General features: G+C 61.7%; 7 protein-coding genes. All 7 read left to right on the forward strand.

Annotated elements, in window-relative coordinates:
• Positions 1–7 precede the first annotated feature (7 nt).
• From ACW9HW_RS05385 to pelG, 7 genes are read left to right on the forward strand one after another with little or no spacing between them, the layout of a single operon-like run.
• The gene (locus ACW9HW_RS05385; RefSeq protein ID WP_457398816.1) at positions 8–2,821 is read left to right on the forward strand and encodes an endo alpha-1,4 polygalactosaminidase; all 2,814 of its coding nucleotides are present in this window, start codon (positions 8–10) and stop codon (positions 2,819–2,821) included.
• Entirely contained in the window at positions 2,799–6,437 is a 3,639-nt protein-coding gene (locus ACW9HW_RS05390; protein ID WP_457398817.1) for a tetratricopeptide repeat protein, read from the forward strand. The genes ACW9HW_RS05385 and ACW9HW_RS05390 overlap by 23 nt, the downstream gene beginning before the upstream one ends.
• A gap of 28 nt (positions 6,438–6,465) precedes the next feature.
• A complete protein-coding gene (locus ACW9HW_RS05395; RefSeq protein WP_095194028.1) occupies positions 6,466–6,984 on the forward strand; it encodes a penicillin-binding protein activator LpoB in 519 nt (172 codons plus the stop codon).
• A 5-nt stretch (positions 6,985–6,989) separates the two neighbouring features.
• The gene (locus ACW9HW_RS05400; protein WP_256590200.1) at positions 6,990–8,354 is read left to right on the forward strand and encodes a PelD GGDEF domain-containing protein; all 1,365 of its coding nucleotides are present in this window, start codon (positions 6,990–6,992) and stop codon (positions 8,352–8,354) included.
• The gene (locus tag ACW9HW_RS05405) at positions 8,332–9,321 is read left to right on the forward strand and encodes a HEAT repeat domain-containing protein (protein ID WP_095194026.1); all 990 of its coding nucleotides are present in this window, start codon (positions 8,332–8,334) and stop codon (positions 9,319–9,321) included. The genes ACW9HW_RS05400 and ACW9HW_RS05405 overlap by 23 nt, the downstream gene beginning before the upstream one ends.
• Complete coding sequence (gene pelF / locus ACW9HW_RS05410) at positions 9,318–10,832, forward strand: GT4 family glycosyltransferase PelF (RefSeq protein WP_095194025.1); 1,515 nt, start codon at positions 9,318–9,320, stop codon at positions 10,830–10,832. The genes ACW9HW_RS05405 and pelF overlap by 4 nt, the downstream gene beginning before the upstream one ends.
• Positions 10,833–12,203: an exopolysaccharide Pel transporter PelG gene (gene pelG, locus ACW9HW_RS05415; protein ID WP_095194024.1), complete on the forward strand. Its 1,371-nt coding sequence runs from the start codon at positions 10,833–10,835 to the stop codon at positions 12,201–12,203.
• Positions 12,204–12,338 lie beyond the last annotated feature (135 nt).

Below are 12,338 nucleotides of genomic sequence, written 5' to 3' on the forward strand. Positions count from 1 at the left end.
GTGAGTTATGGAAATCGTTTTTCGCAGGACGCGTGTCCGCTCGGTCGCCAGGCGACTGTTAGCTGCTCTGGCATTGTGCGTGAGCGGGCCCGCCGTGCAGGCCGCCGCATTGGTGCCACCTTCCAGCGTGACCTTCTGGTATGCCGACGAACCGCCCATTTCCGAACTGGCCCAGTTCGACTGGTCAGTGGTCGAGCCGGGGCATTTGACGGCGGGCGATGTCAAAGCCCTGCGCAAGCTGGGCAGCCAGCCGTTCGCTTATCTGTCGGTTGGCGAGTTCAGCGGCAACAAGGCGGCCATCGACAAGGCGGGTCTGGGCAAAGCCGTCAGCCCGGTGCGCAACAGCGCCTGGGACAGCCAGGTCATGGACCTCGCCTCGCCAGCCTGGCGTGAGCATTTGCTCGGCCGCGCCAAGGCGTTCGAGGCTGAAGGTTACGCCGGGTTGTTCCTCGACACCCTAGATAGCTTCCAGCTGATGCCGGAAGGCGAGCGGGAAAAGCAACGCCTGGCCCTCGCCAGTTTCTTGCGCGAATTGCACAAGAGTCAGCCGAACCTGAAGCTGTTTTTCAACCGTGGTTTCGAAGTGCTGCCTGAACTCGATGGCGTGGCCGCCGCGGTTGCCGTGGAATCCATCCACGCCGGGTGGGATGCGTCCGCCAAGCGTTATCGTCCGGTGCCGGAAGTGGATCGCCAGTGGCTGGAAACCCAGCTGCAACCCCTGCGCGCCAAAGGTATCCCGCTGGTGGCAATCGACTACTTGCCGCCCGAGCGTCGCGATGAAGCGCGCAAGCTGGCCAAGCGTCTGCGCGAAGAAGGATTCATTCCGTACATCGGCACGCCCGATCTGGATTCGATGGGCATCAGCAGCATCGAAGTCCAGCCGCGCCGCATCGCCCTGGTCTATGACCCGCGTGAAGGCGACCTGATCCGCAACGCCGGGCACACGCTGCTCGGCGGTTTGCTCGAATACCTCGGCTATCGCGTCGATTACCTGGCCGCCGACGATACGTTGCCGGAGCACCGCTTCAGTGGTTTGTACGCCGGCATCGTCACCTGGATGACCAGCGGCCCGCCGCAGGACGCGCCGGCGTTCAATCGCTGGCTGGGCAAGCGTCTGGACGAACAGGTGCCGCTGGTATTTTTCGCCGGCCTGCCGGTCGAAGACAAAGTGTTACTCAAGCGCCTGGGGCTCGATCGCGGAGCGCCGCCTGCCACGCAGCCGTTGACGATCACCTATCAGGACAAGGCGCTGCTCGGGGCGTTCGAAGCACCGGTGCAACCCCGATCCCGTGACCTGACCGCGGTTTCCGTTTTACCCGACGGCCCTAAACCTGCGCTGTTGTTGACTGGCGAAGGTGGCCAAACGTTTGCCCCGGTGGCTGTCGCCAGTTGGGGCGGCCTGGCCCTGGCGCCTTACATCCTCGAAACCAACAACGAACGCAGCCGCTGGATTCTCGATCCGCTCGCGTTCCTCCAGGCCAGCCTGCGCCTGCCGGTGCAACCGCGTCCGGACACCACCACCGAAAATGGTCGGCGCATTGCCACGGTGCACATCGATGGCGATGGTTTCCCGTCCCGCGCCGAAGTGCGCGGCACACCCTACGCGGGCAAACAGGTACTCGACGATTTCATTCGGCCCAACCCGTTCCTGACTTCGGTGTCGATCGTCGAGGGTGAGATTTCCCCGCGCGGGATGTTTCCGTTTCTGGCCCGCGAACTGGAACCCATTGCCCGCGAATTGTTCGCCAACCCGAAAGTCGAAGTCGCCACGCACACCTTCAGTCACCCGTTTTTCATGCAGCCGGAAGTGGCGCAAAAGCGTGAAGGTTTCAACCCGGAATATGGCCTGAAAATGGCCATTCCGAATTACGACAAACTGGATTTCCGTCGCGAGGTGTTTGGCTCGCGCGACTACATCAACCAGCAGCTGACCACCCCGGAAAAACCGGTGAAGCTGATCTTCTGGCCGGGCGATGCCTTGCCGTCGGCGGCCACAATCAAGCTGGCCTACGACGCGGGCCTGAAAAACGTCAACGGCGCCGAAACCATGCTGACCAAGGCCAACCCGTCGCTGACCGGCCTGAACCCGTTGCTGCGGCCTACCGCCGGCGGTTTGCAGTACTACGCGCCAATTATCAACGAGAACCTCTATACCAACCTGTGGAAAGGCCCGTACTACGGTTTTCGCGATGTGATCGAGACCTTCGAACTGACCGACAGCCCGCGCCGCTTGCGTGGCCTGCACCTCTATTACCACTTCTATTCGAGCACCAAGCAGGCCTCGATCAAGGCGATGAACGAGATCTACGGCTACATGCGTGAGCAGCAACCGATGTCGTTGTGGATGAGCGATTACCTCGATCGCTTGCACGGTCTGTATCAGGCCAGCCTGGCGAAGACAGCCGACGGCAACTGGCAGATTCGCGGCATGGATGCGTTGCGCACCGTGCGCCTGGACCCGCAAATGGGCTGGCCGGATCTGCTGCGTTCCCAAGGTATCGCCGGCGTGCGTGAATTGCCCCAGGGGCGCTATGTGCACTTGAGCAGTGACCAGGCGTTGCTGGTGTTGCGCACGGATCGTGACCCACGCCCAGCCCTGGAAGAAGCCAATTTGCCGTTGCTGGAGTGGCGCTATCTGGATGACAAACGCGTGAGCTTTTCCTTTGCCGGTCAGATCGACCTGAGCTTCTCGGTGCGCTCGGCGAGCGCTTGCCGGGTCGAAGTGGATGGGCAGCGTTTTGCCGGCAAGGCGTCCGGCGGTCTGTGGACTTTTCAATTACCTATCAAGCAGGTGAGTCATGGTCAGCTCCTCTGCAACTAACCCTTCAGTCACTAAAAGCACTCGCCTGCTCAATCCATGGGCATTGGCGGTGGTCGCGGTTGCCGTGGGAGGTCTGCTGTGGGCGACCTTCCAGCGTGAAGAAGTGTTCCAGCCGGATGGGCGCGAGCCGGATGCGGTTTCCGCCAACTACGCCGAGTTGCTGCTGACCGCCCACCCGGAAGACGATCACCTGCGCCTGCAACTCATCGATCTGTTGATCCGCCTGGGTGAATACCCCAAGGCACGCCAGCACCTGGAAAACTGGCCCGAGCCGAACCTGCAATTGCAGGCGTATTACCGTCTGGAGCTGGATGCGCTGGAAGCGGCCAAGGGCAGCGATCTGATTACGCAACAGGCCTTGGTCGAGCGTCTGAAAAGCTTCGATCATCGTATGTTGCCGCTGCCGCAACTGCAGAACCTGGCCAGGCTCGCGCTGACCTTGCAGGCGCCGGCCTTTGCCGCCAACGTCTATGAAGAAATCGCCGCCCGCGATCCGCAGCAGCGCAGCGATGCGCTCGAGTCCGCCGCCAAGTGGTACCTGGCGGGCGAGCAGCCGGCGCGCGCCGCGCAGATCTATCTGGAACTGAAAAAGGACACCGAACAGGCCGCCGAGCGCCGTGAATACGCGCAGCTGGCCTATAACAGCCTGTTGGCCTCCGGGCAGGGTGACCAGGCTGCGCAAGTGCTCGCCGATGAAATCGATCAATTGATCAATCCGCAAACCGACACGGCCTGGGTGCAGCAGGGCGTCGATGTGGCGATCGCGAGCAAGCGCTTCGATCTGGCGCAGCGCTTCCTGCAACAGTGGCGCGTCTTGCAGCCGGACGACCCGCAAATCCTGCAGAAGGATTTCAGCATGCGCCTGGCCCTGGGCGACTTGCCGGGTGCCTGGGAAAGCGGTCAGCAATTGCTGGCTGAATATCCCGAAGATCTGCCCTTGCTGGAGCAGATGGCGCAGCTGGGTGAATGGCGCGGTGAAACCGAAGCGGCGCTCGGTTACTGGATTCGTCTGCTGAAGTTGCATGAAACCGCGCAGACCCGCGAGCACGCCTGGCGGCTGGCCAGCCAGCAGTTCGACTTCGATCGCTCGATTCCATTGCTCGCCGAGATCATGGAGCAACGCGCACTGACCGATGTCGAGCTCGATGCATTGATCTACGGCCACGAATCCCGAGGCACGCCGGAACAGGCCGAAGCCTGGCTGCACACGTATTTGCGCAAGTACCCCCAGCATCGCCTGGCCTGGACGCGCCTGCTGCAAAACCTGGAAAACACCGGGCAGTACGCGGCGAAGGCCAAGGTCTACAAGGACTATTCGAAACGTTTTGCCCTGACCACTACCGAGCGGGTCGATTGGGTCGACACCTACCTCAAGTTGTTCGATAACCCGTCGGCATGGCAGGTGTTGCAGGTCGATAACCGCAAGATCGTCGATCCGAACTACTGGCGCTCCAGGGCTGCACTGGCCTGGGACCTGGAGCTGGACGATGAATTGCAGGTGTCACTGGAGAAAATGCTGGTGCTCAAGGGCTCGCTCAACAGCGGCGACGAGAGTCAGTTGATCACGCTTTATCGCACCAATAACCCGCAGCGCGCCCTGCAGTTGATGATCGGCAGCTGGCAACGCAGCCATGATCAACAACGTCTGGTCGAAGCCTTGCAGCAAGCCCAGGAATTGCAGGACTGGCCCCAGGTGCAAGCACTGCTCAAGGACGCCGAGCAGTACCCGGATGCCTACGGCCAGGCTCAAGTGCTGGCGGTGCGTGGTGCCCTGGCGGTGCAGGACGGCCGGATCGACGAAGCGCAGCGCCTGTATCAGGAAGGCCTGACGCGCTTCCACGATGACAACCTGTTCCGCGAACGCCTGATGTGGCTCTACGTCGATCAGGGCAACACCGCCGAGCTCAAGCCGTTGCTGACGAAATGGAAGGCCCGGGCGCGTGAAGACCGGATCCTCTGGCTGCCGTTTGCCAGTGCCAGCCAGATGCTCGGGCGCGACAGCGAGGCGCTGGCCTGGTATCGCATGTACCTCAAGACCAGTCCGAATGATTGGCTGGTGCAAGCGGCCTATGCCGATGCCCTGGACAGCGCCGGTTATCAGGATGCGGCCCAGCGCCTGCGCCTGAAGTTGTTGCGCAGCCCTGAAGGCGAAAACCTGCAACCGTCGTCCCAGCGCTACGGTATCTGGTTGCGTCTGATGGCCAGCAGCTACTCGCCGAAGAAAGCGCAGCAGGAAGTGTTGAAGTGGAAGGACGGCTCGCCAGCGATGCTGCAGCTGTGGTTCGAACGTTTGCTGGCGCGTCTGGACGCGACCAACCAGGAGTCGCAGAAAGACCAGTGGCTGGAGTGGGCTCGCGGTCAGGGCTTGAAAGTCGAGCGTTATGAGCAGATTCAACAGGCCCTGCGCAGCCGCAACAAGGCTCAGGTTGAAACGCTGCTGGCCAGTAGCGACCTGAACCCGGCCCAGCGCGCGCAAGCTCTCAGTCGCTTGGGGCGCCTGAACGAAGCACTCGATACCAGCCTGACCGCGCTCGGCGACGATCAGCCGGAAGCGGTGCGCGAGCAATTGCGCCGTCAGGCGGTGGAGATCCACGAGCGCACGCCGCAAGGGGCGCAGTTGTCGTGGCATGAGCAAGACTTCGGCGGCCTTGAGTTCAACGCGCCGCGCCTGGAGATTGCACACAACCTGGGCGATCAGTGGTACGCCGACCTCCAATTGGAGCAGGGCGACTACCACGGCGATGACATCGAGTCCTCGAAAATCGGCGAAGAGCGTAACGCGGCCCTGACCTTGCAACGCGCTGTCGAGAACGGCAGCTACAAACTGTTCGCCGACACCAGTCAGCGCAAGGACGACGATCGCAATGGCCTGGGACTGTCCAGGACCTGGCAGTTGGGCGTGAGCGATGAACTGGAAACCGGCGTCGACTGGCATCGCAAGAACGAAGACAGCGGCTTGATGCGCGCTTTCGGTCAGCAGGATCGTGTGTATCTGGGGGGGCGCCATAGCCTGACCGCCCGTGACCAGCTCAGTTGGGAAGTGGCTCAGCGGTCGTTTTCCACCCGTGCCGGTGACGACCTGGGCGATGGCCATGCGCTGAAAATGGAGTACAACCACACGCTGGAATTCGCCGGTCCCAACTGGACCGTGCGTAGCGGTGTGGATTACCAGAAGAACCGGGTCAAGGACAAGACGCTGGATTATCTGTCCAGCAACTTTGGTGGCCCGGTCATCAGGGCGGCGCCTGTGCAGACATTCGACCCTGATACCGGTTTGCCCGATCCGATCAATCCACTGGACATCGAGACCGTGACGGCCAGCGATTTGCTGCAAAGCCGCTACGGCCAACTGTATGTCGGCAGTTCCTGGCGTCGAGGCCTGCCCGGCGCGCTGGTGCGTACCAAACCGCAATACACCTGGCTGGTGGACCTGACAGCGGGGTGGCAATGGACGGATTCAACCTTTAACTACGGCATCAATACCGGGATCGGCGTTGAAGTGCTGGGCGATGACGAACTGGCCTTCACCTTCGGCTACCAATCCGCGCCACAAGGCGGGGACGGCAAGGCCGGCGGAACACTGGGTGTGAGCTACGGCGTGCGTTTCGGACGCTGATCATGGAATTTCTACGGGAGAACAACGTATGCAAGCAATTCGTAATCTGAGCCTGGCGCTGGCGGTCCTGTTCGTCGCCGGTTGCGCCAGCTTCACCGACGATGCCAGCCCGACCCTGCCGCGCAATGCGCAGTGGGGCATCGTGCCGATGGTCAACTATTCGCAAACGCCGCAGGCCGGTGAGCGCAGCGAGCAAATCCTGCTCAGCGTGCTCAGCAGCCACGGCCTGCAACCACGGGTTTACCCAGCCAGCACCCGTGGTGAACAAGCGTTGATGGACGACAACGAGCGTCTGGCCGGTGCCCTTGATTGGGCCCGTGAGCAGAAACTCGATTATGTGGTAGCCGGCAGCGTCGAAGAATGGCAGTACAAGAACGGTCTGGACGGCGAGCCAGCGGTGGGCATCAGCCTGCGCGTACTCGATGCCGACAGCGGTCGTGTGCTGTGGAGCAAAAGCGGTGCACGTGCCGGTTGGTCCCGTGAAAGCCTGGCGGGCACTGCGCAAAAAGTGCTCGACACACTTGTTGGCGCCCTTCGGTTCGAGTGATTGCAATGAATTCTCCACACATGGATTACAGCCTGGCGCCTCGCGCCAGCGGCCCGGTGTCTTGGCTGGAAACGTTCCTGGTGACCGGCCTGGCCATTGGCCTGGGCCTGTGGCTGACCCCGGAAGACCCGATGCAGATGCACGGCGGTTTCCCCTGGCCGATTCTGGCGCCGCTGCTGTTGGGTGTGCGTTACGGATTTGTCCGCGGGCTGCTCAGCGCTGCGTTGTTGGTGATGGCAGTGTTCGCCCTGCGCTACAGCGGCCATGCCGGGTACGCCCAGCTTGAGCCGTCGTGGATTGTCGGCGTGCTGGTGTGCGGGATGTTGGTGGGCGAGGTTCGCGATCTGTGGGAACGACGCCTGGAGCGTCTGCAGATGGCCAACGATTATCGCCAGTATCGTCTCGATGAATTCACCCGCGCCCATCAGATCCTGCGGGTCTCCCACGACCTGCTGGAGCAGCGCGTGGCAGGCAGCGACCAAAGCTTGCGCAGTTCGTTGCTGGGCTTGCGTGAAAAACTGCGGGTGATGCCGGACGAAGGCGATGCGCTGGGCGCACTGGCCGACCCGATCGTAGCAGTGTTGGGGCAGTATGGCGCACTGCGGGTGGCCGGCCTTTACCGGGTCGACGATCGCGGTGAGCGGGTGTTGCCCACGCCGCTGGCCACCGTCGGTGTCATGGGCTCCCTGGACACCGAGGACGGTCTGGTCAAGCTCTGTCTGGAGCGCGGTGAGCTGGTGAGCGTGCGTCAGGAGCTGCTCGAAGCCGGCGCTGCGGCGCAATTTTCCTCGTTGCAGGCGTGCATTCCGTTGATCGATGCCGAGGGGCGTCTCCTGGCGATACTGGCGGTGCGACAGATGCCGTTCTTTGCCTTCCAGGATCGTACCTTGAGCCTGCTCGCGTTGCTGGCCGGGCACATTGCCGACCTGCTGTTGCGCGATACGCAAGTGCTGCAACTGGCCGATGCCGATGCCCAGCACTTTACGCTGCAACTCAAGCGTTCACTGGTGGACGTCGAGCAACACAAGTTGTCAGCCGGCCTGTTCGCCTTCGAAATGACCCGCGCCAATGAAGAACTGACGCGCTTGCTGGAACGCAGTCAGCGCGGTCTGGACCTGCACTTGCCGCTGCGCAACAACCGTGACCATCAGTTGTTGCTGGTGCTGTTGCCATTGACCAGCCCGCAAGGCACTGAAGGTTACCTGGCGAGGATCAACCTGTTGTTGCACGAACACTTTGGCATTGAAAGTGATATGGACAGCCTCGGCGTGCGGGTCATGCCTTTCAACCTGGAGCCTGGTGAACACAACGGGCTGCGTAATTTCCTGTTCAACGAGTGTGGTCTGAATGATCAGCAAGTGGCTGTTTAGCGGAGCCTTTTTGCTAGAGGCAGGCAGTTGGACCAGTCTATGGGTCGACGTGCCCGAGGCGCACCAATTGTGGGTGTTCACCTTCAGTCATGGCCTGGCCTGCGCGATGTTGTGCGGCGCGGTATGGCTGCTGTTGCCGGCGCGTTATCGCTCGCCGCTGCCGTGGAGCCCGCTGTTCATATTCAGCCTGGCGTTTTTTGTGCCGGCGCTCGGTGCGGTGGGGGTGGTCGCGGCGATCTTCCCGGCCCTGTACCTGCCACGCAAACGCGACAAGCAGGCCTGGCAAGCGGTCGGGATTCCGAGTCTGCCGTACCGGGCCCAACTGCAATCGCGCACGCCGATTTTTGCCGATGGCGGATTGCAGGACGTGCTGCGTCATGCCTCCGATCCAGATCAGCGCCTGGCGGCGTTGCTGGCTACCAAACGCATGCCCGGCAAGGAGGCGGTGCCGATCCTCAAGCTGGCACTGGGCGATCCGAGCGATGACGTGCGGCTGTTGGCGTACTCGATGCTCGACAAGCAGGAAAGCGACATCAACCTGCGCATCCAGATTGCCCTCGGCCAATTGCACGGTGCCACGGCCAAGGCCGCCGGTGTATTGCATGGCACGCTGGCGCGCTGGTATTGGGAGCTGGCGTATCTGGGCCTGGCCCAGGGCAGCGTGCTGGAACACGTGCTCAATCAGGCCAGCGAACATGCCGAGCAAGGCCTGGCCGCAGGCGAGGGCGGTGAACTGTTTCTGCTGGCGGGGCGTATCGCCCTGGAGCGCGGGGATATCGATCGCGCCGAAGTCCTGCTGACCAAGGCCCAGGAAAACGGCATGGGCGCGGCGCAGATTCTGCCGTTCCACGCCGAGCTGGCGTTCGAGGCCGGTCGTTATCACGAAATTCCCGGATTGCTCGCCAGCCTTCCGGAAAAAACCCGTCAGCGACCACCCTTCGCTGATCTGGTGAGGAGTTGGACATGAGTCGCAAGGAAGAGGCGCCAATGGCCGACATCTGCCTGCTGCTCGAAGGCACCTGGCCTTACGTGCGCGGCGGTGTGTCGAGCTGGATTCACCAGATGATCCTCGGCCTGCCGGAACTGACGTTCTCGGTCATGTTCATCGGCGGGCAGCGCTCGGCCTATGGGGAGCGTCGCTACCAGGTGCCGCCCAATGTGCTGCATATCGAAGAGGTCTTCCTCGAAGACGCGACCCATCCGACCGACATCCGGGGCACGCCACGGGAAGCCGACCTGCAGCAGTTGCAGGATTTGTATCGCTTCCTGCACCACCCGGACGCGCCGGAACCTGCGCTGGGCGAAAGCCTGCTCGACAACATCGTCCAGGGTCGTCTGACCCTCGACGACGTGCTGCGCAGCCGCGCCAGTTGGGAGGCGTTGAGCGAAGGTTATCGCCTGCATTGCGCCGACCCGTCGTTCATCAACTATTTCTGGACCCTGCGCTCGATGCAGTCGCCGTTGCTGATGCTCGCCGAGTCGTCGCGCCGCATGCCTCGGGCGCGGGTGCTGCATTCGATCTCCACCGGCTACGCCGGGCTGTTGGGCTGCATCCTCAAGCAACGCTGGAACTGCACCTATCTGCTCAGCGAGCACGGAATCTACACCAAGGAACGCAAGATCGACCTGGCCCAGGCCACCTGGATTGCCGAGAGTTCCGGACAGGCACTGAACCGCAGTCTCGACGCCGGCTCGGGTTACATCCGAACCTTGTGGGTGCGCTTCTTCGAACGCATCGGCCAGCTGACCTACAACAGCGCCGACAGCATCATCTCGCTGTATGACGGCAACCGTCAGCGGCAAATCAAGGACGGCGCAGATCCGGTGCGTACCCGGGTCATTCCCAACGGCATCGACCTGCCGCAATGGACTGCGGCACTCGAATCCCGCGCGCCCGGCATTGCGCCGGTGGTGGGGTTGATCGGGCGTGTGGTGCCGATCAAGGATGTGAAGACTTTCCTGCGGGCGATGCGCGGCGTGATCAGCACCATGCCCCAGGTTGAAGGCTGGATCGTCGGCCCGGAAGAGGAAGACCCCGAATACGTCAGCGAATGCCGCAGCCTGATGGCCAGCCTGGGGCTGGAGGGCAAGGTGCATTTCCTTGGCTTCCAGCGTATCCAGGAAATCCTGCCCAAACTGGGCCTGATGGTGCTGACTTCGATCAGCGAGGCACAGCCGCTGGTGATCCTCGAAGCCTGGGCCGCCGGTACGCCGGTGGTCAGCAGTGACGTGGGGTCGTGCCGCGAGTTGATCGAAGGCGGCAGCGCTGAAGATCGCGACCTCGGCCTGGCCGGCAAAGTCGTGGCGATCGCCGATCCACAAGCCACCAGCGTGGCGATCCTCGAACTGCTGCGCAGCCCGCAACGTTGGCAGGCCGCTCAGGCCAGCGGCTTGCTGCGGGTCACCCGTTACTACACCGAAGCCTTGATGCTGCAGCGTTATCGCGACTTGTATCAAGCCGCCATGGAGAACAGTTAAATGGCCGGGATTGGCTTCGAACTTCGCAAGATCCTGTCGCGCGATTCCTACACCGCGACCTTGCACGCTTATGTGTATGCCGGGCTGATCAGCTCCGGTCCCTGGGTGTTGTCGATCATCAGCGTAATGCTGGTGGGGATCATCAGCCTGGGCCTGGTGGTGCCGAACACCCTGGTCGGGCAGTTTCTGGTGACCGTGACGTATCTGATGGCCAGTTCGCTGATCCTCACAGGCGGCTTGCAACTGTTCTTCACCCGATTCGTTTCCGACCGTTTGTTCGAGCACAAATACGAACAGATCCTGCCCAACCTGCTGGGCGTGCTGTTGCTGGTCACCATCGGTGCCGGTGTGCTGGGAATCGTCGTGTTGACGACCTTGTTCGATCAGTCGTTGATCTACCGATTACTGGTGCTGTCGAATTTCGTGGTGCTGTGCAACCTGTGGATGGTGATCATCTTCCTCTCGGGGATGAAGGCCTATAACCGTATCCTGCTGGTGATGCTGGTGGGCTACACGCTGATGGTTGTCAGTGCGTATCTGCTGGCCTTCCTGGGCATCGCGGGCCTGCTGCTGGCGTTGTTGATCGGGCACAGCACGCTGCTGTTCCTGTTTCTCTATGACATTTTGCGCGAATACCGCGCCGAGAAACTGATCGCCTTCGACTTCCTCCAGCGCCGCCAGGTGTTCCTCAGCCTGCTGGCCACCGGGCTCTTCTATAACCTGGGTATCTGGATCGACAAGTTCCTGTTCTGGTTCAACCCGGGTACCTCGAACATCGTCATCGGTCCGCTGCGTGCGTCGATTCTGTATGACTTGCCGATTTTCCTCGCGTACCTGGCGATCATTCCCGGGATGGCGGTGTTCCTGGTGCGCATCGAAACCGATTTTGCCGAGTGGTATGACCGACTGTTCCGGGCCATCCGCGAAGGTGAAACCCTGCAGCACATCAGTTCGCTGAAAACCGAAATGACCCTGTCGATCCGTCAGGGCCTGCTGGAAATCTGCAAGGTGCAGGGGCTGACCGTGGTGCTGCTGTTTCTGTTCGCCCCGCGCTTGCTGGACTGGCTGGGGATCTCCAGTTACTACCTGCCGCTGTTCTACATCGACTTGATCGGGGTGAGCATCCAGGTGGTGTTCATGGCACTGCTCAACGTGTTTTTCTACCTCGACAAGCGTGCCGTGGTGCTGGAGCTGTGTGTGATTTTCGCGGTGTTGAACGCCGGGTTGACGTTGCTCAGCATGCACCTGGGGCCGAGCTTCTTCGGCTACGGCTTCACTCTTTCGCTGCTGGTTTGCGTACTGCTGGGATTGCATCGGTTGTCCACGGCACTGGAAGACCTCGAGTACGACACCTTCATGTTGTCACGCTAAACACCCACAAGGCGCTGGCGACCTTCGCCGGCGCCTTTACATGTCAGGTGTGATCTCATCCGATGACAGGTCATGTCAGCCCAATTTGCGCTGCTACGCTTGAACCGTCGGAGCTGGCGCCGAAGACGACGTGTT

Source organism: Pseudomonas sp. SDO5532_S415 (genome assembly GCF_054071155.1).

Bases quoted from the DNA above. Each gene is read 5' to 3' on its own strand.
- ACW9HW_RS05385 (WP_457398816.1), top strand. From the start codon at position 8: ATGGAAATCGTTTTTCGCAGGACGCGTGTCCGCTCGGTCGCCAGGCGA.
- ACW9HW_RS05390 (WP_457398817.1), top strand. From the start codon at position 2,799: ATGGTCAGCTCCTCTGCAACTAACCCTTCAGTCACTAAAAGCACTCGC.
- ACW9HW_RS05395 (WP_095194028.1), top strand. From the start codon at position 6,466: ATGCAAGCAATTCGTAATCTGAGCCTGGCGCTGGCGGTCCTGTTCGTC.
- ACW9HW_RS05400 (WP_256590200.1), top strand. From the start codon at position 6,990: ATGAATTCTCCACACATGGATTACAGCCTGGCGCCTCGCGCCAGCGGC.
- ACW9HW_RS05405 (WP_095194026.1), top strand. From the start codon at position 8,332: ATGATCAGCAAGTGGCTGTTTAGCGGAGCCTTTTTGCTAGAGGCAGGC.
- pelF (WP_095194025.1), top strand. From the start codon at position 9,318: ATGAGTCGCAAGGAAGAGGCGCCAATGGCCGACATCTGCCTGCTGCTC.
- pelG (WP_095194024.1), top strand. From the start codon at position 10,833: ATGGCCGGGATTGGCTTCGAACTTCGCAAGATCCTGTCGCGCGATTCC.